The sequence below is a fragment of the Nocardioides faecalis genome (assembly GCF_018388425.1).
Taxonomy (GTDB): Bacteria; Actinomycetota; Actinomycetes; order Propionibacteriales; family Nocardioidaceae; genus Nocardioides; species Nocardioides faecalis.
Map to the genome: position 1 here is coordinate 2,520,839 of NZ_CP074406.1, position 22,955 is coordinate 2,543,793.

Annotated in this window: 24 protein-coding genes; 9 read left to right on the forward strand and 15 right to left on the reverse strand. The window is 73.9% G+C overall.

Annotated elements, in window-relative coordinates; all coding sequences use genetic code 11:
• Positions 1–2: 2 nt before the first annotated feature.
• Complete coding sequence (locus KG111_RS11750) at positions 3–404, forward strand: thioesterase family protein (protein ID WP_205292559.1); 402 nt, start codon at positions 3–5, stop codon at positions 402–404.
• A 90-nt stretch (positions 405–494) separates the two neighbouring features.
• Positions 495–569 (forward strand): 50S ribosomal protein bL37, encoded by a 75-nt coding sequence (locus tag KG111_RS18575; RefSeq protein WP_370249596.1) that lies wholly within the window; start codon positions 495–497, stop codon positions 567–569.
• 103 nt (positions 570–672) lie between these two features.
• Here KG111_RS18575 and rsrA read toward each other — a convergent pair whose 3' ends face one another.
• The 4 genes from rsrA to KG111_RS11770 are packed head-to-tail and all read right to left on the reverse strand — an operon-like array spanning position 673 to position 3,174.
• Positions 673–969, reverse strand: a complete 297-nt coding sequence (gene rsrA / locus KG111_RS11755) for a mycothiol system anti-sigma-R factor (RefSeq protein WP_205292558.1) — start codon at positions 967–969, stop codon at positions 673–675.
• On the reverse strand, positions 966–1,709 hold the full coding sequence (locus KG111_RS11760) for a sigma-70 family RNA polymerase sigma factor (protein WP_372440177.1): 744 nt from the start codon (positions 1,707–1,709) through the stop codon (positions 966–968). Before KG111_RS11760 ends, rsrA begins: the two co-directional genes overlap by 4 nt.
• Positions 1,710–1,732: 23 nt before the next feature.
• Positions 1,733–2,392 (reverse strand): alpha/beta hydrolase family protein, encoded by a 660-nt coding sequence (locus tag KG111_RS11765; RefSeq protein ID WP_249666102.1) that lies wholly within the window; start codon positions 2,390–2,392, stop codon positions 1,733–1,735.
• Positions 2,389–3,174, reverse strand: a complete 786-nt coding sequence (locus tag KG111_RS11770) for an SOS response-associated peptidase (RefSeq protein WP_205292557.1) — start codon at positions 3,172–3,174, stop codon at positions 2,389–2,391. Before KG111_RS11770 ends, KG111_RS11765 begins: the two co-directional genes overlap by 4 nt.
• Before the next feature lie 110 nt (positions 3,175–3,284).
• On the opposite strand from KG111_RS11770, the gene KG111_RS11775 reads away from it, so the two are divergent.
• The 5 genes from KG111_RS11775 to KG111_RS11795 all read left to right on the forward strand — a co-directional run bounded on the left by KG111_RS11775 (position 3,285) and on the right by KG111_RS11795 (position 8,265).
• Positions 3,285–4,346, forward strand: coding sequence for a DoxX family protein (locus tag KG111_RS11775; protein WP_205292556.1), 1,062 nt, complete (start codon positions 3,285–3,287; stop codon positions 4,344–4,346).
• A 124-nt stretch (positions 4,347–4,470) separates the two neighbouring features.
• On the forward strand, positions 4,471–5,805 hold the full coding sequence (gene aroA / locus KG111_RS11780) for a 3-phosphoshikimate 1-carboxyvinyltransferase (RefSeq protein WP_205292555.1): 1,335 nt from the start codon (positions 4,471–4,473) through the stop codon (positions 5,803–5,805).
• An 11-nt stretch (positions 5,806–5,816) separates the two neighbouring features.
• Positions 5,817–6,824, forward strand: coding sequence for a ribosome small subunit-dependent GTPase A (gene rsgA, locus KG111_RS11785; protein WP_205292554.1), 1,008 nt, complete (start codon positions 5,817–5,819; stop codon positions 6,822–6,824).
• A gap of 81 nt (positions 6,825–6,905) precedes the next feature.
• Positions 6,906–7,823, forward strand: coding sequence for an inositol monophosphatase family protein (locus tag KG111_RS11790; RefSeq protein ID WP_205292553.1), 918 nt, complete (start codon positions 6,906–6,908; stop codon positions 7,821–7,823).
• A gap of 10 nt (positions 7,824–7,833) precedes the next feature.
• Positions 7,834–8,265: a CBS domain-containing protein gene (locus KG111_RS11795; protein ID WP_205292552.1), complete on the forward strand. Its 432-nt coding sequence runs from the start codon at positions 7,834–7,836 to the stop codon at positions 8,263–8,265.
• Between the two features lie 22 nt (positions 8,266–8,287).
• On the opposite strand, the gene KG111_RS11800 is transcribed toward KG111_RS11795, so the two are convergent.
• The 5 genes from KG111_RS11800 to KG111_RS11820 are packed head-to-tail and all read right to left on the reverse strand — an operon-like array spanning position 8,288 to position 14,126.
• Positions 8,288–9,289, reverse strand: a complete 1,002-nt coding sequence (locus KG111_RS11800; RefSeq protein WP_205292551.1) for an alpha/beta fold hydrolase — start codon at positions 9,287–9,289, stop codon at positions 8,288–8,290.
• Between the two features lie 34 nt (positions 9,290–9,323).
• Positions 9,324–10,823, reverse strand: coding sequence for a wax ester/triacylglycerol synthase family O-acyltransferase (locus KG111_RS11805; RefSeq protein WP_213449989.1), 1,500 nt, complete (start codon positions 10,821–10,823; stop codon positions 9,324–9,326).
• On the reverse strand, positions 10,823–12,466 hold the full coding sequence (locus KG111_RS11810; RefSeq protein WP_213449990.1) for an AMP-binding protein: 1,644 nt from the start codon (positions 12,464–12,466) through the stop codon (positions 10,823–10,825). Before KG111_RS11810 ends, KG111_RS11805 begins: the two co-directional genes overlap by 1 nt.
• Positions 12,463–13,314, reverse strand: coding sequence for a lysophospholipid acyltransferase family protein (locus KG111_RS11815; protein ID WP_205293071.1), 852 nt, complete (start codon positions 13,312–13,314; stop codon positions 12,463–12,465). Before KG111_RS11815 ends, KG111_RS11810 begins: the two co-directional genes overlap by 4 nt.
• A complete protein-coding gene (locus KG111_RS11820; protein ID WP_205293070.1) occupies positions 13,311–14,126 on the reverse strand; it encodes an esterase/lipase family protein in 816 nt (271 codons plus the stop codon). Before KG111_RS11820 ends, KG111_RS11815 begins: the two co-directional genes overlap by 4 nt.
• Before the next feature lie 170 nt (positions 14,127–14,296).
• Between KG111_RS11820 and KG111_RS11825 the strand changes: the two genes are divergently transcribed.
• The gene (locus KG111_RS11825) at positions 14,297–14,665 is read left to right on the forward strand and encodes an FKBP-type peptidyl-prolyl cis-trans isomerase (protein ID WP_205293069.1); all 369 of its coding nucleotides are present in this window, start codon (positions 14,297–14,299) and stop codon (positions 14,663–14,665) included.
• 96 nt (positions 14,666–14,761) lie between these two features.
• Here the strand turns inward: KG111_RS11825 and KG111_RS11830 are convergent, their stop codons facing one another.
• From KG111_RS11830 to KG111_RS11840, 3 genes are all read right to left on the reverse strand, one after another.
• A complete protein-coding gene (locus tag KG111_RS11830; RefSeq protein ID WP_205293076.1) occupies positions 14,762–14,995 on the reverse strand; it encodes an RNA-binding S4 domain-containing protein in 234 nt (77 codons plus the stop codon).
• A 46-nt stretch (positions 14,996–15,041) separates the two neighbouring features.
• Positions 15,042–16,301: a DUF445 domain-containing protein gene (locus tag KG111_RS11835; RefSeq protein ID WP_249666103.1), complete on the reverse strand. Its 1,260-nt coding sequence runs from the start codon at positions 16,299–16,301 to the stop codon at positions 15,042–15,044.
• A 62-nt stretch (positions 16,302–16,363) separates the two neighbouring features.
• Positions 16,364–17,848 carry an MFS transporter gene (locus KG111_RS11840; protein ID WP_205293068.1) on the reverse strand — a complete coding sequence of 495 codons (1,485 nt, stop codon included), beginning with the start codon at positions 17,846–17,848 and terminating at the stop codon, positions 16,364–16,366.
• Between the two features lie 77 nt (positions 17,849–17,925).
• On the opposite strand from KG111_RS11840, the gene KG111_RS11845 reads away from it, so the two are divergent.
• Positions 17,926–18,522 (forward strand): TetR/AcrR family transcriptional regulator, encoded by a 597-nt coding sequence (locus tag KG111_RS11845; RefSeq protein WP_205293067.1) that lies wholly within the window; start codon positions 17,926–17,928, stop codon positions 18,520–18,522.
• A gap of 242 nt (positions 18,523–18,764) precedes the next feature.
• On the opposite strand, the gene sigJ is transcribed toward KG111_RS11845, so the two are convergent.
• From sigJ to KG111_RS11860, 3 genes are all read right to left on the reverse strand, one after another.
• The gene (gene sigJ / locus KG111_RS11850; protein ID WP_249666104.1) at positions 18,765–19,733 is read right to left on the reverse strand and encodes an RNA polymerase sigma factor SigJ; all 969 of its coding nucleotides are present in this window, start codon (positions 19,731–19,733) and stop codon (positions 18,765–18,767) included.
• Positions 19,734–19,773: 40 nt separating this feature from the next.
• Positions 19,774–20,532 carry an SDR family oxidoreductase gene (locus tag KG111_RS11855; protein ID WP_205293066.1) on the reverse strand — a complete coding sequence of 253 codons (759 nt, stop codon included), beginning with the start codon at positions 20,530–20,532 and terminating at the stop codon, positions 19,774–19,776.
• 92 nt (positions 20,533–20,624) lie between these two features.
• Positions 20,625–22,775: a DEAD/DEAH box helicase gene (locus KG111_RS11860; protein WP_205293065.1), complete on the reverse strand. Its 2,151-nt coding sequence runs from the start codon at positions 22,773–22,775 to the stop codon at positions 20,625–20,627.
• Positions 22,776–22,955: the final 180 nt, after the last annotated feature.

Sequence of the window (22,955 nt, forward strand, 5' to 3'; positions counted from 1 at the left end):
CCGTGGAGCAGGAGGCGGGCCGGGCGCGGCTGGTCTTCACCGTGACCGAGCAGGACACCGCACACGCCCTGGGGTCGGGCTCCCTGCCGGTGCTGGGCACGCCGCGGCTGCTGGCGTGGTGCGAGCAGGCGACGTGTGCCGCGATCGACTCTGAGCTGGCCGAGGGCCAGACGAGCGTGGGCACCAGGGTCGAGCTGGAGCACCTTGCGCCCACCCCGGTGGCCGGGGCGGTGGAGGTCACCGCACGGGTGGTGCACACCGACGGGCGGCTGCGCCGGTTCGCGGTCGCGGCACGCAACCTCGCCGCGGACGGCGCTGCCGGGAAGCTGGTGGGCTCCGGCGAGGTCACCCGCGTGGTGGTCGATGCCGAGCGCTTCCTGTCCCGGGTCCCGAGCCCCGGGTGAACCGGGCGCAGGCCCCGGCGCGGGCCCCGACTTGGGGACTCACCGCTCGACCTGAGAGAATGGCGCGATTCTCGACTTGAGGAGGAACCCATGGGCAAGACTGGACGCAAGCGCCGCGCTCGCCGCAAGAAGGGCGCGAACCACGGCAAGCGCCCGAACAGCTGACACTCAGCGTTCGCCCGGACCCCCGACCGACACCGGTCCGGGGGTTCGTTGCTTTTGACGGTCCCGGGCCGGCGCCCGCTCAGCACGGGCCTCGGCGCCGCCGTCAGCGGAGCCTGAGCTGGATCTCCTGGATCTGCACCCGGACCCGCGCGCGCAGGTCGGCGGGGGCGACCTCGGAGCAGGAGCGGGCCACCACGGACTTCACGGTGCGCTGCAGGTCGTAGCGCTCCAGGCACGGGCTGCAGGAGTCGATGTGGGCGCGGACGACTGCGCAGTCGCCGGCCTCGAGCTCGTTGTCGATGAGCCGCACGATGCGCTCGAGGAAGTCGGCGCACTCCGCGTTGCTCGGGTCGCCGCCGGGCTGGTGCGGGTGGCCTGCGTGCTCGAGGTGCTCGCTCATCGCTCGTCGCCTTCCAGCGGGGCGTCGCCGCCGGTGCGGACGTAGTCGGAGAGCATGTCGCGCAGCTGACGGCGGCCGCGGTGCAGCCGCGACATCACCGTCCCGATCGGGGTCCCCATGATCTCGGCGATCTCCTTGTAGGCGAATCCCTCGACGTCGGCGAGGTAGACCGCGAGCCGGAACTCCTCCGGCAACCGCTGCAGCGCCGTCTTCACCTGGCTGTCGGGCAGGTGCTCCAGCGCCTCCATCTCGGCCGACTTCAGGCCGGTGGAGGTGTGCGACTCCGCGCGCGCGAGCTGCCAGTCCTCGACGTCGCCGGTGTCGCCGGCGAACGCCTGCTGGGGCTGGCGCTGCTTCTTGCGGTAGTTGTTGATGAACGTGTTGGTCAGGATGCGGTACAGCCAGGCCTTCAGGTTCGTCCCGGGGCGGAACTGGTGGAAGGCGGAGAACGCCTTGGCGTAGGTCTCCTGGACCAGGTCCTCGGCGTCGGTGGGGTTGCGGGTCATTCGCATCGCGGCACCGTAGAGCTGGTCGAGGAAGACGAGCGCGTCGCGCTCGAAGCGCGCGGCCCGCTCCTCGGGGGTCTCGGTGGCGACGTCGACCTCCTCCGCGGGGAGCGGAGCGGGGTCCAGGTCGCTGTCGAGGGCCGGCAGGTCAGAGATCTCAGGCATCGACGCCCAGCCTAGAGGCTGCGGCGGCACAGGCGTCGTCGGCGAGCCCTCCGCCGAGCGCTCCAGCATCGCGATCATGTCCACCGAACGCCTCACCCACCGCCTGCATTCCCCACCACGTCGCGCACGAGCCACTCCAGCGTGCACTCCACGACGATCGCCATCGCCTCGTCCTCGCTGATCGGCCCGCGCTTGGGCACCGCGAGCCCGTGGTCGGCGCTGGGGACCACCGCCAGGTCCACCCCCGCCGGCAGCGGGTCGCCGAACTCCTCGGGCCGGCCCATCGGGTCCCGCTCGCCCTGCACCACCAGCGTCGCGACGCCGACCCCGGCGAGCTCGTCGTACCGCGATCGCTCGGGCCGGCCCGGCGGGTGCAGCGGGAACGACAGCGCCAGGCAGCCGCGCGCACCGAGCGAGCGTGCGGTGCGGGCCGCGGAGCGGGCGCCAGCGGAGCGGCCGCCGACGACCAGCGGGGTGCGCACCCGCAGTGCGTCGGCGGCCGAGCGCAGCGCGGCGTCCAGCGTCGGTGGGGCGGTGGCGATCTTGCGTCCGGCCCGGCGCCAGGGCTGCTCGAACAGCGCGACGTTCGCACCGTTGGCCGGCAGCCCGGCGGCGAGCGCAGCCAGGTCGCGGGCCTCGATGCCGCCGCCGGCGCCGTGGCTCAGCAGCAGCGTGACCACCGGCCGGCGCGCCCGGTGCATCACCAGGCGGCCCTCGCCGTGCGGCGTCTCGACGAGCCGTTCCTCGCTCACAGCAGCCGCCCCTGAGCGTCGTCGGTCTCGCCCGGTTCCGCGCCGTCCTCGGCGATCGGGATCGGTTCGACCAGGTCGGGTGAGTTGTTGGCGACGTTGCCCACCGCCGCGGAGACCGGGTACGCCGTCAGCCCGCTGCTCTGCGCGGGCACGAGCAGCTCCATCGGGTCCGCCAGCCGGACCCGCGGGTCCAGCCACTGCGCCCAGGAGGAACGGTCGACCACCAGCGGCATGCGGTCGTGGATCCGGCCGAGCTCGTCACTCGCCTCGGTGGTCAGCACGGTGCTGGTCCACCGGAACGCGTCGGGTGCGTCCTCGGGCCGGCTCGGGTCCCGCCAGATCTCGTACAGCCCGGCCATCGCCAGCACGGAACCGTCGGCCGGGGTGATGAAGAAGGGCTGCTTGGGCGGCTTGCCCCGCGAGGTCGTGGCCTCGCCGGCGTACCACTCGTAGTAGCCGTCGGCGGGCAGGATGCAGCGGCGGGAGGCGAACGCCTTGCGGAACGCGGGCTTCTCCGCGACGGTCTCGGCCCGGGCGTTGATCATCCGGCTGCCGATGCCGGCGTCCTTGGCCCACGACGGCACCAGGCCCCAGCGCAGGGTCCGGAGCTGACGCACCGGCTCGGCGGCGTCCTGCGGCGAGCGCTCCATCACGGCGTAGACCTCGTCGGTGGGTGCGACGTTCCATGACGGTCCGATCGCCCGCTCCAGGCGCGGGTCGAGCACCTCGAACTCGTCGACGAGGTCCTCGGGACTGCGGCTGGATGCGTAGCGTCCACACATGCGCTCAATCTAGCCGCGGCTGGACGCGGAACCGGGCCACGCGGCGCACAATCGGCTCCGACTGCCTAACTGCGTTGTGTGGACCGCGCGCGCCGGGGTACCGCGCTGGCATGGCTCTCAGCAGACTCCTCGCCCGCCCCCTCCTCGCGTCGTACTTCCTGGCCAACGGGATCCAGGACCTCCGCAACACCCCCGACCTGGCCAAGCAGGTCGCCCCGGTGACGGACCGCCTGGCTCCGATGGTCGACGACGCCACCCCCGACAACGTCGTCGTGCCGCAGGACCCGGCCACCTGGGTGCGGATCAGCGGCGCGGTGCAGATCGCGGCCGGCCTGGCCCTGGCCACCGGCAAGTTCCCCCGCCTCTCCTCCGCGGTGCTGGGGGCCACACTGATCCCCTCCACCGCCGCCCGGCACCGGTTCTGGGAGTCCAGCGACCCGGCCGAGCGACGCGAGCAGCTGGCCCACTTCACCAAGAACGCGGCACTGGCCGGCGGCCTGGCCATCGCGGCGCTCGACACCGAGGGCCGTCCCGGCGTGCTGTGGAAGACCAAGCACGGCGCGCAGGCCGCCGGAGCCGCCGTGACCGGCGCGGCCCACGCGGCCGGCGCGGGCGCCTCCAAGGGCGTGCAGAAGCTGACCCCGTCGGGCTCGAGCAACGGCAGCGACCGCGCCGCCCAGTTCAAGAGCGCGGCAGAGCAGGCCGCCAAGCACGCCGCCGTGGCCGCCGCGGTCGCCGGCCAGCAGGCGTCGGTCGCCGCGAAGAAGGTCTCGGAGAAGACCGCCGAGAAGGCACCCATCGTCGCCGACTCCGTCACCCAGGCCGGCCTGCGCGGCGCGGAGCACGCCTCCCGGATCGCCGAGCAGGTCGCGGCGAAGGCCAGCGAGCAGGCTCCGGTCGTCGCCGACCAGGTCTCCCGCGCCGCCCAGGTCACCGCCGCACACGCCTCCCGGTTCGCCAGCGAGGCCAGCGCGAAGGCCGCCGAGCAGGCTCCGGTCGTCGCCGACCAGGTCTCCCGCGCCGCCCAGGTCGCCTCCGAGCGCGCCTCGCGGGCCGCCCAGGAGGCCGCCGCACGCGCACCCCAGGTCGCCCAGGCTGCCCAGGACGCCGCCCAGCATGCCCGGCGCAGCGCCGCCGAGGCCAGCGCGAAGGTCCGCGAGCGCGTCCGCTGACCGAGCACTCCGCCCAGCAGTCCCACGCGCGATCACACGAGCACTCCCCCGGCCGCTTCCGCCGCCGGGCACCGGTGCCGCGCCGCCCACCGTGCGGCGCGGCACCCGTAGACTTCGCCCGGACATGAGCAGCGCAGCGCACCACCCGGACCCCTGGCCCGCACCGACCGTGACGGGTCCCCTGGACCTCACCGTGGAGCTGCCCGGCAGCAAGTCCCTGACCAACCGGGCGCTGGTGCTGGCCGCGCTCGCCGACGGCCCCTCCGTCGTACGACGCGCGCTGCGCTCGCGCGACACCTTGCTGATGGCCCGCGCCCTGACCTCCCTCGGCGCCCAGGTGGACACCTCGGGGGCCGACTGGAGCGTGGTCCCCCTGGACGGCTCGGTGCCCGGTGACTCCGCGCAGGTCGACTGCGGCCTGGCCGGCACCGTGATGCGCTTCGTGCCGCCTGTCGCCGGCCTGGTCCGCGGCGAGGTCACCTTCGACGGCGACGAGCACATGCGCAACCGGCCCGTCGGCGAGGTCCTCACCGCCCTCGCCGCGCTGGGCCTGGATGTCGACCACGCCAGCACGGGCACGCCCGGCGCGCTCCCCTTCACCGTCCGCGGGACCGGCGCCGTACCTGGCGGCACCGTGGTGATCGATGCCTCCGCCTCCTCGCAGTTCGTCTCGGCGCTGCTGCTCGCCGGCGCCCGGTTCGACGCCGGCGTGGACGTGCAGCACCGGGGCTCGCCCATCCCCTCGCTGCCGCACATCGAGATGTCGGTGAGCATGCTGCGCGAGCGTGGCGTGCAGGTCACCGACGACGAGCCGGACCGGTGGACGGTGGCACCGGGCCCCATCGCGGCGCTGGAGGAGACGATCGAGCCGGACCTCTCCAACGCCGCACCCTTCCTCGCGCTGGCGGCCGTCAGCGGTGGCTCCGTCACCGTGCGCGACTGGCCGGCGGCCACGACCCAGGCCGGGGACGCGCTGCGCGACCTGCTCGCACGGATGGGCTGCACCGTACGGCTCGACGAGGCCGGGCTGACGGTCACCGGTCCCACTGACGGGCTCCGCGGACTGCGCGGCCTGGACGCCGACCTGCACGACGTGGGCGAGCTCGCCCCCGCCGTCGCCGCGCTGTGCGCGCTGGCCGGCACGCCCTCGCACCTGCACGGCATCGGCCACATCCGCGGCCACGAGACCGACCGGCTCGCCGCGCTGGCCACCGAGCTCGGTGCGCTCGGCGCCGACGTCACCGAGCACCCCGACGGCCTGACCCTGCGACCGGCCCCGCTGCACGGCGGCGAGTTCCGCACCTACGCCGACCACCGGATGGCGCACGCCGGAGTGATCATCGGCGCCGCCGTGGCCGGAGTGGCCGTGCACGACATCGCCACCACCGGCAAGACGTTCCCCGACTTCGCCGGCTTCTGGTCCGGCCTGTTCCCCGGCGCGGCGCCGGGACGGGACTGAGAAGGACCGCCGTGGCGCGCTACACCGACCAGGACATCGAGCACTACGACCGTCCCCGTCGGCGCACGCGACCGCGCACCAAGGACCGGCCCAGCCACGACGACGCCGTGGACGGCGTCGTCATCACCGTGGACCGCGGCCGCTACACCGTCGTGGTGGGCGAGACCGTGGTGACCGCGATGAAGGCCCGGCCGCTGGGGCGCAAGGGTGTGGTCACCGGGGACCACGTCCGCGTCGTCGGTGACGTCTCCGGCGCCGACGGCAGCCTGGCGCGCATCGTGGAGGTGGTACCGCGCCGCACCGTGCTGCGTCGTACCGCCGACGACGACGACGCGGTCGAGCGGGTCCTCGTGGCCAACGCCACCCAGCTGGTCGTGGTGACCGCGCTCGCCGACCCCGAGCCGCGCTCGGGCCTGATCGACCGCGCCCTGGTGGCGGCGTACGACGCCGGGCTGTCGCCGCTGCTGTGCCTGACCAAGTCCGACCTCGCCGACCCCGAGGTGCTGCTGTCGACCTACCGTTCGCTCGGCGTGCCCTGGGTCGTCACCCGGCGCGGACCGGACCGGTCGATCCTCGGCCTGGACGAGGTGCAGGAGCGGCTCGCCGGCCAGGTCAGCGTGCTGGTCGGCCACAGCGGCGTCGGCAAGTCCACGCTGGTCAACGCGCTCGTGCCCGACGCCAACCGGCGCATCGGCCACGTCAACGCCGTCACCGGGCGCGGGCGGCACACCTCGACCTCCGCGGTGATGCTGGAGCTGCCGTCGTGGGGCAGGGGCGGCTGGATCATCGACACCCCCGGCATCCGCTCGTTCGGGCTCGCCCACGTGCAGCCCGAGCACCTGATCGAGGCCTTCCCCGACCTCGACGAGATGACCGAGGACTGTCCCCGCGGCTGCACCCACGGCGCCGGGGAGCCCGAGTGCGGGCTGGACGAGGCGCTGGCCGCCGGCCAGGCCGACCCCGAGCGGGTCGACTCGTTCCGGCGCCTGCTCGCCGCCCGCTCCGTCACCGACTACTGAGCCGACCTGCTGGCCGACCTGCTGGGCCGGCCTGAGCCGCCTCCCACGCCGCGGGACAGAGCCGCGCCGTAGGGTGCCCCTGTGGCTGCCCCCGACTACACCGACGACCTACGTCTGGCGCACCTGCTCGCCGACGACGCGGACTCGCTGACCCAGGCCCGCTTCCGTGCCCTCGACCTGCACGTGATGAGCAAGCCCGACCTGACCCCGGTCACCGACGCGGACCGCGGCGTGGAGGAGGCGATCCGGCGCACGCTGTCCAAGGCCCGCAGCCGGGACGCGATCACCGGCGAGGAGGAGGGCACCTCCGGCCACTCCCAGCGCCGCTGGATCATCGACCCGATCGACGGCACCAAGAACTTCGTGCGCGGCGTGCCGGTCTGGGCCACGCTGATCTCGCTGGTCGTCGACGACGAGGTCGTGCTCGGCGTCGTCTCGGCGCCCGCGCTGCAGCGACGGTGGTGGGCCTCGGTGGGCCAGGGCGCCTGGACCGGCCGCTCCCTGATGAAGGCGACGCGCTGCCAGGTCTCCGACGTACGACGCCTCGAGGACGCCTCGTTCTCCTACTCCTCGCTCTCAGGCTGGGAGGACCGCGGCCTCGGCGACGACGTGCTCGCCCTCATGCGCCGGGTGTGGCGCACCCGGGCCTACGGCGACTTCTGGTCCTACATGCTGCTCGCCGAGGGGGCGGTCGACATCGCCGCGGAGCCGGACCTGGAGGTCTACGACATGGCCGCGCTCGACGTGATCGTGCGCGAGGCCGGCGGCCGGTTCACCTCGCTGGCCGGGGCGGAGGGCCCGTGGGGCGGCAACGCGGTCGCCACCAACGGCCACCTGCACGAGGCGGCGCTGTCGTTCCTCGGCGACGCCGGGACCGCGGCGGGTGCGCACGACGACCCCGACTGGCCGAGCACGGGCCCGGGCAGCGTCTCCGACCTGCGTGCCCACCGAGCACGGGCGGCGGAGGAGAACCGTGACGACCGGGAGCCCGAAGTGTAACCTGCGTCACATGCTGATTCGCGACGTGCTCAACTCGAAGTCGCTGCGCGACGTCGTCACCATCGTGCCCCAGGCAGGGGTGCGCGAGCTGCTCACCGTGCTCGCCGAGCACAACATCGGCGCCGTCGTGGTCAGCGCCGACGGCGTCTCCCTCGACGGCATCGTCTCCGAGCGCGACGTGGTGCGCACGCTGCACAGCGACGGCACCGTGATCAACAAGGCGGTCGCCGCCATCATGACCTCCGAGGTCCGCACCTGCTCGGTCGACGACCGGCTGGACGCGGTGCTCGCCGTGATGACGCAGGCACGGTTCCGCCACCTCCCCGTCCTCCACGACGGCGACCTGGTCGGCATCGTGAGCATCGGCGACCTGGTCAAGCACAAGATCGACCAGCTGCAGTTCGAGCGCGACCAGCTCGACAGCTACATGCACCAGGGCTGAGCCGCCCCACGCTCCTGCTGGCTCAGGCGCGCCGTTCGCGCTGCAGCGGTGCGGCGTGCCCCGTCCGGGCGACGACGTCGGCGACCGCGGCGAGGAACACCGGGAGCCAGTGCTCCACGTCGAAGACCACCGAGGTGTGCCCGCCGGGCGCCTCGTGGAGGGTGGCGGTCGGGATCAGCGCCGCGAGCTGGCGCTGCCGGCGCGTGGACAGGGCACGGTCACGGGCGGTGACGACCACCGCCGTCGGCACGTCCACCGCGCCGAGCCAGGAGCGGGCGTCGAAGCCGCCCAGCGCACCGAGGACCTCCGGCAGCGCCCAGGCGCTCGTGCTGCGGAACTCCCCCCAGGCCCACTCCGAGAGGTCCATGCCCGGCTCACCGGGGTCGGGCAGCGCGGTGCGCACCGTCTCCACCCGGCGCCGGTAGTGCCCGCGCAGCGGGACGTTGGCGAGCTCGAGGACGGAGTAGAACAACAGGTCGCCCCGGCTCGAGCGCCACCGGGCCAGCGTGGAGGCCAGCACCAGGCCCGCCGTGCGCTCCCGGTGCCGACGCCAGAACAGCTGCGCCAGCGCGCCGCCCATCGAGTACCCGACGGCGACCACCTCGTCGATGCCGAGCACGTCCAGCAGCGCCGCGGCGTCGTCGACGCACTCCTCGAGCAAGAACCGCTCCGAGACGATCCCGCGGCCGTGCCAGCGCTGGTCGAGCATCACCACCCGGTAGCTGGCGCTCAGGTCCTCGATGCTGGTGAACCAGCTGAGGTACGACGTGGTGGCCAGGCCGTGGAAGAGCAGCAGCGTCGGCGCTCCGGGGTGCGGGGCGCCGGTGTCGACGGCGAACACCTCCCCCCGCCCGGGCAGGTCCACGAGCCGTCCGGGCGGCAGGTCGGGCAGCCGTGGGACGCGGTGGTGGCGCCGGATCCCGGTGCGCACGCCGCGCACGAGCACCCGCCCGCCGATCCGGGCGCCGGCCAGCTGCGCACGCACCGCGTGGCGTCCGAGGCTGCGGATCACCTTGATGGTCATCGGGACTCCTTCAGACGGGGCAGACAGGGGGTGCTCACGCGCTGGACTGCGCGCCGCGGTGCTCGTCGTCGTCGGCCTCGGCGGTGCGCACCGGCGCCGTGGCGCCCGGGCGCGCGAGGTCCAGCTCGCGCAGCGCCTCGGGGAAGTACGACGCCAGCACGTGCACGTCCGGCAGCAGGTCGGGGCAGGCAAGCAGGGAGAAGTTCATCTGGTCCACGTAGGACCACACGGTGACGTTGAGGCCGACACCGTCGACGAGCGGGCCGACGCTGTAGAGGTCCAGCAGCCGGGCACCACCGATGGTGGCGGGCTCGCGGGGCCCGGGCACGTTGGACACGATCACCGAGAACGGCGCCGGGTGCCAGGACGCTGCGTGCAGCCAGGAGTAGGCGCGCACCGCCGCCGCGAAGGGCCGCGGCGGCGCGAACTGGGACCAGTCCAGGAGGATCGAGGCGCCGAGCCGGTGGTGGATCTCCTTGGCGTCGCGCGTCGTCTCGCCGATCCGGCGCACCCGCTCCGCGGGGTCGTCGACGTCGGTGGCCAAGGTGGTGAACAGGTTGGAGACGTGGTTGCCGCCGAGCCGAGGCTTCGCGTCGCGGGCGTCGGTGCTGACCGGGACGCCGGCCAGCAGCGACGACGAGGGCTGCTCGCCGCGCTCGGCCAGCCACCGGCGCAGGGCCCCGGACGTGGTCGCCAGCACCACGTCGTTCAGCGTGGCCCCGGGGTGCTGGGCCCGCACCCGCTTCATCTCCGCCAGGGGCACGGAGACGGTCGCGAACGAGCGCAGCGGGGTGAGCGCGCCGTTGAAGGAGACCCGCGGCGCATGCAGGACCGGCACCGGCGAGCGGGCGCCGGCGCGGCGGGCGCGCAGCACGCCCCGGGCGCCGCGCAGCGTGCGCCGCAGCAGGCCCGGCAGCAGCCGCGCCTGGGCGGCGGCGTCCGCCCAGGCGTGCCGCACCAGGTCGCGGCGCCGCGGGAGCCGGTCGGTGGTGGCGAACTCCTCGGCCGCCGCCTCCGCGTTGGCGGCGGAGCGCACGTCGGTGACGTTCGCGAGCAGCGCGTTGGCGGCAGCACCGTCGGCCAGCGCGTGGTGCATCTTCCCGACCACGGCCACCCGGCCGCCCTCGAGGCCCTCGCAGTAGTGCAGCTCCCACAGCGGCCGGTCCCGGTGCAGCGGGGTGGAGGCGATGATGCCGATCAGCTGCTCCAGGTCACGCATGCTGCCGGTGCCGCCGATCCGGTGCCGGCGGATGTGGTGCGGCACGTCGATGCGGCGCTGGGTGACCCACACCGGGTGGTTGATCCCGAAGGGCACCTCGACCACCCGGCGGCGCAGCGGCGGGAGCCGCTTGAGCCGGGCCAGCATGCCGGCGACGAACGTGTCGTAGCTGAGGTCCTCGCCGCCGGCGAGCACGGCGATCTTCAGCGTGTGCATGTGCACCGCCGGCGTCTCCATGTACAGGAAGCCGGCGTCGAAGCCGGTCATCCGCTCGATGGCGGGGCGCACCGGCCTCGGGGCGCTCCCGGAGGTCATCAGCCCGGCCCGGGCAGGTCGCGGACCATCACCTTGCCGGAGGCGTTGCGCGGCAGCGCGTCGAGCAGCACCACGTCGCGCGGCACCTTGTAGCCGGCCAGCCGGTCCCGCACGTGGGCCTTGAGGTCGTCCACGCCGACGTCGAGCGGTTGTGCGCCCGCGGCCGGCACGACGTACGCCGCCAGGCGCTGGCCGAACGCCTCGTCGTCCACGCCCACCACGACGACCTCGCGGACGCCGGGATGCTCGCCGAGCACCTTCTCGACCTCGATCGGGTACACGTTCTCGCCGCCGGAGACGATCATGTCGTCGTCGCGGCCGACCACGTAGAGCCGACCCTCGGCGTCGAGCCGGCCGACGTCGCCGCTGACCATGAAGTCGCCGATGAACTCCTTCTCCGAGTCGCCGGTGTAGCCGTCGAACGGCGAGGCGCCGCAGACCAGGATCCGGCCCACCGTGCCCGCCGGCACGTCGCGGCCCTCGTCGTCGACGACGCGCAGCAGGGTGCCCCGCACCGGCCGGCCCGCGGTGTCGGGCGCATGGCGCAGGTCCGCGGGTCGGGCCACGCTGATCTGGCCCGCCTCGGTGGCGTTGTAGCTGTTGTGCACCAGGTCGCCGAAGCGGTCCATGAACGCCACCACCGACTGCGGCCGCATCCGCGAGCCGCTGGCGGAGACGAAGCGGAGGCTGTCGAGGCGGTAGCGCTCCAGCACCTGCTGCGGCAGGTCCATGATCCGCTCCAGCATCACCGGCACCACGCTGAGCCCGGTGGCACGGTGCTCGTCGACCAGCGCCAGCGTGGCCTCGGGGTCGAAGCGGCGCCGGGTGATCACCGTGCAGGTCATGGTCGCGGAGATGATCAGCTGACCGAAGCCCCAGGCGTGGAACATCGGCGCGACCACGACGGTGCGCTCGCCGCCGCGCCACGGGATCATCTCCAGCATCCCGGCGAGCTCGTCGGCGCCGCCGCCGCTGCGCCGGGCGCCCTTGGGGGTGCCGGTGGTGCCCGAGGTCAGCAGCACCACGCGGCCGCGGGTGGCGGCACGCGGCGGTGCCTTGCCGGCGTGCGCGGCGATCATCCGCTCCGTGCTCAGCGTCTCCGGCCCCGGCTCGGCGTCGGTCCACGCCAGGATCTCGACCAGGCCGGGCACCCGGGCGCGGGCGTCGCCGACGATGCCGGTGAACTCCTCGTCGTACACGATGACGCGGGCGCCCTCGCGCTGCATCACCTCGGCCAGCTGCGGACCGGAGAAGCCGGTGTTGAGCAGCAGGACGCTGCACCCGAGCCGGGAGCCGGCCTGCAGCGCGTCGACGAAGCCGCGGTGGTTGCGGCACAGCACCGCGATCGTGTCCACCGGACCGGCGGCCTCGGCGATCCCCACGGCCAGGGCCGCACACCGCTCCTGCAGCTCGCGCCAGGTGAGCGTGCCGCGCTCGTCGACCAGGCCCGCGCCGTCGGGGTCGCGCACCGCAGCCAGCGCGAAGCTGGTGGTGGCGTTGGTGCCCTGGGCGCGCAGCACCCCGATGAGCCGCACGTACTTGGCCGGGCTCATCGGCACCAGCATCCGGCTGCGCACCAGCACCCCGAACACCCACAGCTGGGTGCGCAGCCAGCCCAGCGGGCCCCCCATCCGGCTGCTCATCCCAGCACCGGGAAGCGTCGGGCCCGCGCCAGCTCGTCGAGGGCCTCCTGCATGCGCTCGCGCACCAGCGCGTCGACTCGCGCGACGTGCTCGTCGCTGCCGGCCTCGATCCCGCCTGGGCCGTCACCCGGGCCGTCACCCGGGCCGTCACCCGGGACGTCGTCGCTGTCCAGCGCGGTCGCCGGGTCGATCGGGTCCAGCACCCGGGTGCTGATCTTCGTCGGCAGCGGGAAGTTCAGCGGCGCCGGGGCGAGACCGAACGGGAAGCCGAACCCGAAGGGCAGCAGGTCGGTGCGCATCAGCCTGCGCAGCGGGGAGCGGCGGCCGAGCGCCTGCCCACGGGTCAGGAAGAGCTGTGCCTCCTGCCCGCCGATCGAGACCACCGGCACGATCGGCACGCCGGCACGCAGGGCGGTGCGCACGTAGCCGGTGCGGCCGCGGAAGTCGATCACGTTGCCCCGCAGCGTCGGGCGGAAGGTGTCGTAGTCGCCGCCGGGGAACACGATGGTCGCGCCGCCGGAGGTGAGGATCTCCTGCGCGCTCTCGCGGTCGGCCCGGACGAAGCCGAACCGGCGCATCAGCGGACCGGCCGCGCCCGTGAAGAGCATGTCGTGGGCCAGGCAGTGCAGCGGCCGCTCGGTGCCGAACGCCTCGGCGAAGGCGACCAGGATGATCGGCACGTCCATCGGCGTGAGCCCGCCCGAGTGGTTGCCCACCAGCAGCGCCCCACCGTCCGGCACGTTCTCCATGCCCTCGACCGTGGAGCGGAAGTAGCCCTTCACCGCCAGCCTCAGCAGCGGCAGCGCCGCGGCGACGTACGCCGGGTCGCGCTGCTCCAGCGCGCTCATCGCGCACCCGCCGGGGTGGGCGCGCCGACCTGGGCCGCGCAGGCCCCGGGGACGGAGGCCGCGTACGGCCGCCACCGAGCGGGGTCGGCGCTGAGCCGGTCGGTGACCACGCGCAGCACGACGGGGTTCGCCACGAGGCCGACGTGGCTGGAGACGACCTCGACGTTCTCCGCCGGCGGGTGGTCGCTCTCGTCGACGACGCAGCCACGCCACGGCACGACACCGTCGGAACGGGACCAGACCGCACTCAACGGCACCGGCACCGGGCCGCGGAGCCGGTCCACGATCTCGCGGGCGTTCTCGACGATGCCGTGCTTGACCCGCGAGCGCTCGAACAGGGCGGTGGCGCGGGTGCGCTCGCCCTCCGCGCGCCACGGTGAGCCCAGGCACACCACCTGGCGCACCGCCTCGGGGTGCTCGTGGGCGAGCCAGCGCGCGAGCAGGCCGCCGAAGCTCCAGCCGACCACGCTGATCGGCTGGCCGTGGTGCTCGGAGAGCTCGGTGAACCGGGCGGGCAGGCCGGAGACGATCGCCTCGGTGAGCCCGTGGTTGGCGCCCAGCCCCCAGCCGTGCACGTGCCAGCCGCGGCGGCGCAGGTGGGCCCGGAGCCGTCCGGTCAGTGCGTCGTGGGCGGAGAAGCCGGGCAGCACCAGCACCGGGCGGTCCTCCCCCAGTCCGCGTTCGGCGGGCAGCAGCTCGAGCAGGCGCGAGGCGCCGTACTCCACGCTCCAGCGCGCCGGCTCCAGCAGCGTCAGCGCGCGGGAGGGACCACCCCCGGCCCCCTCGCCGTGTGCTCCTTCGAAGTCGTACACTCGAACCAATCCCCCACGTAGAACATGTTCTAGTTTGCCGAGTATCCCCGGGGTTCGGCCCTCGGGCAACCCGTGCCGCCCATTGGGAGGCAGATCACAGCGACCGGGCCCGGCGCCGGCGGACCGGCCGCGGCGGTCCCCGGACCGGTGCGTGCCCGTAGGCTGGGCGCATGGAGAAGCCCGAGATCGACTTCGTCGACCCCACCCCGCCCACCGACCTCGTCGTCACCGACATCACCGTCGGCGACGGTGACGAGGCGAGGGCCGGCAGCACCGTCTCGGTGCACTACGTCGGCGTGGCGCTGTCCACCGGTGAGGAGTTCGACGCGTCGTACAACCGCGGCGCCCCGCTCAAGTTCCGCCTCGGCGTCGGCCAGGTGATCCAGGGCTGGGACACCGGCGTGCAGGGGATGAAGGTCGGCGGTCGCCGTCAGCTCGTCATCCCGCCGCACCTGGGGTACGGCGACCGCGGCGCCGGCGGCGTCATCAAGCCGGGCGAGTCGCTGATCTTCGTCGTCGACCTGCTCGAGGTCAGCTGAGCCACCGCGCTCGACAGCACGCCAGCCACGTTCCGCGCCGCTCCCCGCACCGGGGGGCGGCGCGGTGCTTCTTCCAGCTCGCCCGGCTGTTTCCGGCTACCAGGGCAGGTTGTCGGGCACGTCGCCCTCGACCACCCGCGCGGCCTGGCCGCCGAGCTCGACGAGGTCGCCGGCGACGAGCTGACGGCCTCGGCGGGTCTCGACCTCGCCGTTGACCCGGACCAGGCCGTCGGCGATCAACGGCTTGGCCTCCGCGCCGGACTCCACGAGGTTCGCGAGCTTGAGGAACTGACCGAGCCGGATCGACGCGTCGCGGATGCCGACGTCCATGGGTGCTGCCACTCCCCCAGCCTAGGCGGCCGCCCGGGCCACTCGATCAGTGGAGGGTGACCGCGACGGCGTGGATGAGCACGCCGACCAGGCCACCGACGATGGTGCCGTTGATCCGGATGAACTGCAGGTCGCGCCCGACGTGCAGCTCGATGCGGGACGCGGCCTCCTTGCCGTCCCACTTCTCGATGGTGTTGGTGATCACCGCGGTCAGCTCCGCGCCGTACCGCTCGACGGCGAAGACGGCGGCGTCGGCCGCGTGCCGGTCGAGGCGCTCGCGCAGCGCGGCGTCGGTGCGCAGGCGGGCCGAGCCGTGCTCGATCTCCGCCAGCAGACGCAGCCGGACCGCGCCCTCGGGGTCCTTGAGCGAGCCCAGCAGCGCCTTGCGCAACGCCTTCCACAGCGACACGGCGGTGTTGAGCACGGCGGGGTGCTCGAGCACCCGCTCCTTGAGCCGCTCGGTGCGCTCCTGGGTGGCGGCGTCGTTGAGCAGGTCCCCGGCGAGCCGGTTGAGCATCGAGTCGAGCGCCTTGCGGGCGCGGTGGTCGGGGGTGGCCCGGATGTCGGCGACCCAGCGGACCATCTCGATGTGGGCGCGGTCGATGACGAACTCGTTGAGCCGGTCCGGGGACCACCAGGGGGCGCGCTCGCCGAGGACCTCGCGCACCGTCTCCGGGTTGGCGAGCAGCCAGCCGTGCATCTCCTCGAGCATCAGCTCGACCAGCCCGTGGTGCAGGTCGTCGTGCAGCGCCTCGGTGAGCAGGCCGCCCAGCAGCGGCGCGATCGGCTCCTCGCGGAACCGGGGCACCAGCGCCTCGGTGACCAGCGCCTCGATGTGCTCCTCGCGCACCTTGCCGAGGACGCGTGCGGCGATCTCCGAGCCCTCGGTCACCACCCGGTCGGCGTTCGCGGGCACCGCCAGCCAGTCCGCCACCCGCTGCGCGATGCCGACGTTGATCACCCGCTCGCGGATGATCTCCTCCTGCAGGAAGTTCTCCCCGACGAACTCCTCCAGCCCGCGGCCGAGCTCGGCCTTGCGCTTGGGGATCAGCGCGGTGTGCGGGACCGGCAGGCCCATCGGGTGCCGGAACAGGGCGGTGACGGCGAACCAGTCGGCGATGGCGCCGACCATCGACGCCTCCGCTCCGGCGTTGACGAAGCCCCACACCCCCTCGCCGTCGAGGGTGAGGAGGTAGACCACGGCGGCGAAGAGCAGCAGCGAGACCGCCACGGTGCGCATCCGGCGGAGGGCTGCGCGCCGGATCGCGTCGGCAGCGGGGTCAGTGGAGAGCAACGGTGCGGACACACCGTCATCCTTGCCCACACCCGGGCACCCGATCCCTGGTCGGGGCCAGGATCAGACCCAGATCACACCCGGCTCCGGCCCTGGAGCGCCGCTGCGGACCGCTCGGGCACGGCCTTCGGCACCAGGGCGGCGAGCAGCACGCCGAGGAACGCACCGCACGCCCCGACGATGAAGCAGGCGGTGAAGGCGCCCTCGCTGGGCAGCTCGTGGCCACCGAGCCCGAGGGTGGCGGAGGTCAGGATCGCGGCCATGACCGCCGCCGAGACACTGGTGCCCACGGAGCGCATCAGGCTGTTGATGCCCACCGCGGAGCCCGCCTCACTCATCGGCACCGACTGCAGGATCAGCGTCGGCATCGCCGCGTAGCCGATGCCGACGCCTGCCGAGATGATGCAGCCCGCGACCATCAGCTGCCAGGGCGCGTCGGTCAGGAAGACCATGAACACATAACCCGACCCGATGACGGAGCCGCCGATCATCAACGTCACTCGAGCACCGAGGGCGCCGATGAGGCGGCCCGAGACCGGCGAGAAGAGCATCATCACGATGCCGCCCGGAGCCATCCACAGCCCGGTCTCCAGCAGCGTCTGGTCCAGGCCGTAGCCGGTGGCCGACGGAGACTGCAGCAGCCGCGGGGTCACGATGCCTTGGGCCATCATGCCGAAGCCGACCGCGATCGCCGCGAGGTTGGTGAGCAGCACCGGACGCCGGGCGCTGACCCGCAGGTCGCACAGCGGGTCGCTGCTGCGCAGCTCGAAGACCCCCCAGGCGAGGAGCACCACGACGCCGGCGACCAGCAGCCCCACGGTGCGACCCGAGGCCCAGCCCCACTCGTTGCCCTTCGAGACCCCGACCAGCAGCCCGACCAGGCCCAGCGCCAGGCCGAGGGCGCCGACGACGTCGAAGCGGCCGCCGACCGCGTCGCGCACGTGCGGCACCAGGGTGGCGACCGCGAGCGCCACCACCGCGGCCAGCGCGGTGGAGACCCAGAAGAGCGTGTGCCAGCTGAAGTACTCCACGATCCAGGCCGACAGCGGCAGGCCGATCGCCCCACCCACGCCGAGGGTCGCGCTCATCGCGGCCATGGCCGACGCGGTCAGCCGCGGCGGGGTGACCTCGCGCATCAGCGCGATGCCGACGGGGATGAAGCCCATCGCGAAGCCCTGCAGCATCCGGCCCGCCAGCATCGGCGCCAGCGTGTTGCTGAGCGCGCAGATACCGGAGCCGAGCACAAGGATGAGCGAGCAGATCATCAGCACCCGCTGCTTGCCGAACAGGTCCGCCAGGCGGCCCGCGATCGGCATCGCCACCGCCCCGGAGACCAGGGTGGAGGTGACCACCCAGGAGGCGTTGGCCTCCGAGGTGGACAGCAGCCGGCCGAGCTCGCCCTGGATCGGGATCACCATCGTCTGGGTCAGCGCGGCGACGAGGCCGCCCAGGCACAGCACGACCACCGTGAGCAGCGGGGTGCCGCGCCGGCCCAGCTCGCTCGGGTCGTTCGGGACGGCGTCCGCGGCCGAGCCCGCGCCGGATGAGGTCTGAGTCACGAGGGCAGAGTCAACGGCGTTGACTCCATGCGTGTCAACAGTGTTGACCGAAGTCTGCGATGGCCTACGGTGGTGGCGTGGCCCACATCTCGTCGCCCGAACGCGCCGCACCTCGCGACGCCGACCGGCTGCGGCCCGCCGGCCGCGCCACCCGGAACGCGATCGAGGTGGCCGCCCGCGACCTCTTCGCCGCCGGTGGCTTCGACGCCACCTCCGTGCGCGCGATCGCCGCCCGGGCCGGGGTCGACCCCGCCCTGGTGATCCGGCACTTCGGGTCGAAGGAGGCACTCTTCCTCGCCACCGTCGACACCTCCCTGGGCATCGACGCGCTCGTCGAGGGGCCCCTGGAGACCTTCGGCCGCCGGCTGGTCGCCTACTTCCTCGACCCCCAGCGCACCGTGCTGCGCCAGCGCTACGTCGCGATCGCCCGCGCCGCGCACCTGGGCCAGGTGCGGGAGGAGATCGTGCGGCACAACCTGGAGAAGTACGTCGGACCGCTGGCGCCCCGGCTCTCCGGCGAGCGCCGCGAGCTGCGCGTCGCCCTCGCCGTCGCCCAGCTCGGCGGCCTGCTCAACGCCCTCTTCATGCTGGAGGACCCGACGCTGACCGCGGCCGCGACCGACGACCTGGTCGAGCTGTACGGCGACGCCATCCAGCGGCTGCTGACCCCCTGAGGCTCGTGGGGTAGATCGCGATTGCCTCGAAAAATGATCGCGCTCTCGGGTTGGCTCGCGCACGCGGGTCAGTGGCCGTCCCTTGCGTCAGATGGCGGTGTCCCGAACGCCGTCCGGCTCGCCAGAGGTTCCGGCAGCCCCGATGGGATTTCCCTCCAATGCGGATGGGATCGAGTAGTAGGCACGGCCTTTTATCGCGCTGGTCGGAGGGGTTTCGCGACCTGCCCTCGTGGCGGGGCGCCTCAGGGCACTCGCTGCCGCTCCACGGCGGCGAGCTTGTCCGGTGCCCGGATCAGGTCGATCCGCGAGGCTGCCTCGCCGATGACGGTGAGCACCACCAGCGTGGTGAGCACCCCGCCCTCGCGGATGCCGATCGCCGGGGCGCCGTTGGCGTGCCACAGCTCCACCTCGGCGTCGGTGGCGGCACGCTGCAGGGTGCCGAGCAGGAATCGGGCGACCCGGTCCGCGCCGTGCACGGGCCGTCGCGCCGCGCTGACCACGCCGCCGCCGTCCGAGGTCAGCACCACGTCGGGGTCCAGCGTGGCCACCAGGGCCGCCAGATCGCCGCCGCCGGCCGCGGCGAGGAACCGGCCCAGCACCGCCTCGTGGGCCGCGCGCGAGACCTCGAACCTCACCGGGTGCGCGGCGAGGTGCGCCCGGGCCCGGGAGGCCAGCTGCCGCACCGCCGCCGGGCTGCGACCCACCGCGTCCGCGACCTCGCCGAAGGGCATCCCGAAGACGTCGTGCAGCACGAACGCCGTGCGCTCGGCCGGTGACAGCGCCTCCAGCACCACCAGCAGCGCGTAGCCCACCGACTCGTCCAGGGTGACCCGGTCCGCGGGGTCGCCGGCCGCCGCGCCCCCGGACGGTCCCGCAGCCGCGGCGCCCGCGCCAGCGCCCGGCAGCGGGTCGACGAAGGGCTCGGGCAGCCACGGGCCGACGTACTGCTCGCGGCGCAGGCGCGCCGAGCGCAGCACGTCGGTGGCCGCCCGGGCGACCGCGACGGTCAGCCAGCCGACGACGTCGCGCACCGGGCCGGCCGGGCCCGCGTCGGCGTCGACCAGCCGGGTCCAGCAGTCCGCGACGACGTCCTCGGCCTCGGCGCGGCTGCCCACGATCGCGTACCCGACCCGCACCATCCGGGGCCGCAGCGCGTCGTAGGCGACGGCGAGCTCCTCGAGGCGACCGGAGCCGGGCACCGGGTCAGGCACGGGATCAGGCACGGGGTCAGGCACGGAGCCGGGCACGGGGTCAGGCACGGGCCAGCCACTCGGTCCAGGTCTCGCGGCCGATGACCGCCGGTGCGTCGGGCAGCAGCCCGCCGGCGGACACCTGGCGGCCGACGGCACCCACCAGCGGCACGGGTACGACGACACGACGCATGCGCCGATGGTGCACCACACGGCGCACGAGGTCGTCGAGCCGCTCCGGGCCGGGTCCGGCGAGGTCGGGCAGCCGGCCGCGGGCGGGCCCCACGGCGGCGTCCACCAGCGCGGCCGCGACCTCGCGTGCGGCGACCGGTCGGCACCGCATCCGCGGCGCCGGCGCGAGCAGGGGTGGTCCCTGGCCCGCGACCTGGGCCGCGAACTCGTGGAACTGGGTGGCGCGCAGCAGCGACCAGGGCACGCCGCCGGCCGCGACGAGCTCCTCCTGACGACGCTTGCCGAGGTAGTACGGCAGGTCGACGCGGTCGCAGCCGACGACGGAGACGGCGACGTGGTGGCGCACACCGGCGCGTTGCTCCGCGGCGAGCAGGTTCGTGGTTGCCGCGGTGAAGAAGGCGATCGAGCGCCGGGCACTGAGGCTGGCGACGTTGCTGGCGTCGACGACGGCGTCGACGTCGGCGAGCGCCGCGTCCAGGCCGGCACCGGTGGTCAGGTCGATGCCGTGGGAGCGGGCGATCACCACCGGGGTGAGCCCGCGGACGCGGACCTCCTCGGTGACGAGGCGTCCGAGCAGCCCGGTGCCGCCGGCGACGGCGATCTTCGTGGAGATGTGGTTGTCGTCCATGCCGGGTGGACGAGACAGCGCGCCCGGATGTGACACGGCATCGGCGGGCACATCTGTCGCGCCCGCCGCCGCCGTGCTCGGGACGGGCCCGCTCAGTCCCCGCGGGCCTGCAGGGCTGCGGTGAGCAGCGCGACCAGCGCCTCGGTCTGCATGTCGACGGCGGCACCCTCGACGTCCTCGCCGGCACCGTCCAGCGCCCGCGCGGCCAGCCCGGCCTTCTTGTCGATCAGCTCCGCGATGCGGGTGTCCAGCGTCTGGGTGGCGATCACGCGCCACGCCGTGACGGGCTCGGCCTGGCCGATGCGGTGCACCCGGTCGATGGCCTGGGTCTGCTCGGCGTCGGTCCAGGACAGCTCGGCCAGCACCAGGTTGGAGGCCACCTGCAGGTTGAGCCCGACCCCGGCCGCGGTCAGCGAGCAGACCGCGACCTGCACGTCCGGGTCGTTGACGAAGGCGTCGATCGCCTTCTGCCGCACCGTGGAGGACTGGTCGCCGCGCACCGAGGTGAACCGGATGCCGCGCTCGGCGAACGTCTTCTCGGCGGTGTCCATGACGTCGATGTGCTTGGCGAAGAAGACGACCTTGCCCACGTTGCGGGCCAGCTGCGCGGTGTAGTCCGCGGCCAGGCCGGCCTTGGCCTTGCCGATGCGGCGCAGCATCTCGAAGACGTTCTCGCCGGTCTTGGCGGAGCTGTCCTCGCGCTCCCAGCCGGCGACCTGACGGACCAGCCGGTGGTCGATGCCCTCGACCACGGCGCCGCTGCGGCGGGTGGAGAGCGCGGCGTCGTACCGCTCGACCATGCGGCGGGCGAGCTCCTGCTCGGCCTTGCGGATGGAGCGGCCGGCCTCGCCCTCGAGCTCGACCGGGATGTCGGCGACCCGGCGTGCCGGGATGTCGGCGGCGACGTCGATCTTGCGGCGCCGCACGATGCCCTGGTCGATCACCGCGCGCCGCGCCGCCGGGTAGAACGCCGGGTCGGCCGGGGTCAGCCCGGTCTCCTCGAGTGCCTCCATCAGCTCGCCCTGGGGCACCACGTCGTCGATCCAGCCCAGGAACTGCCAGATCGCGCGGAAGTCCTCGATGTCGTTGATCAGCGGGGTGCCGGTCAGCGCCATCATCAGTGGGCGCGCGATCCGGGCCCGGATCCGCTCGGAGATCTCCAGCACGTTCTGCGAGCGCTGGGAGGTCTTGTTCTTGATGTAGTGCGCCTCGTCGACGATCATCCCGCGGAAACCGTGGGTGCCGAGCCAGCCGACGTGGCGGTCGAGGATCTCGTAGTTGACCACGAAGACGTCCGCGAACCCGTCGGCGTCCTCGCCGTCACCGTGCAGGACGGTGACCCGGCGGTTCGGGATCCACAGGTCGACCTCGCGGGCCCAGTTGGTCTTCACCACGTTCGGCACCACGGCCAGCAGCGGGAAGGCGCCGGCGGCCTCGGCGGCGAGCAGCGCCTGCGCGGTCTTGCCCAGGCCCGGCTCGTCGGCCAGCAGGTAGGTGCGGTGCCCGGCGGCCGCGGAGGCCACCAGCTGCGCCTGGTGCGGCATCAGCTCGCGTCCCGCGGGTGCGTGCCGGCCGGTCAACGAGGTGAGCTGGTCGGCGTCCGGCATCGCCATGCAGGCCGGGGCGTCGGGCGCGGCCCGCTCGAAGGAGCGGAACAGCGGCTCGAGCAGCTCCCAGCCGGCGAGGCGGCGTGGACGCACGCGGGCGCGGGCGTGGGTGAAGTCGGGCGCCAGGAACGGGTTGGCGAGCTGGCGGGCCTGCACCGACGGCGGGATGACCCGCTTCTCGGCCAGCGCCGCCGCCTCGGGGTCGACCGCCTGCGGCTCGGGCTCCGACTCGGGCTCCTCGACGCCGGCCTTGCGCAGCAGCTCGCGGCGCATCGCCTTGGCCGACTCCGACATCTCGGCGTTCTCGTCGAGCAGGGTGAACAGCGTGCTGTCGCGGGCCGCGGTCTGCGCCAGGATCGTGGCGATCCCGTCGAGGCGCTTCAGCTCCTCGCCGCGGCGGCTCTCGGAGAGGTCGGGGTCGTTCTTGACCCGGGTCCGCTCCTCGCGGGCCAGCAGCGCGACGACCTGGAACTTCGCCCGCACCTCCGGCATGGCCGAGCGCCGGGCGACCGCCGACTCCACCTCGCGCACCGCACGCGCGAGCTGGGGGATGATGCCTTCCTCGTTGCGCCGCGCACGCGACGCCTGGGAGCCGCGCCGCTGCTGCGTCGCGCCCCGCTGGCCTCCTCGACCCACAGGTGTCCTTCCGACGACGGGGCTGGCCCCGCCAGGTTCGCCGACGGCTCGCGCTGCTGCGGGAGACCGCCGATCAGGTGAACGTCACCGGGAGCGGCGTCGTACGACGGACGTCCGGTGGTGCCTCCCAGGCTAGCGCACGACGCGGGCGCGGGCGCCCCTCGGTGGCACGGAGAGTCG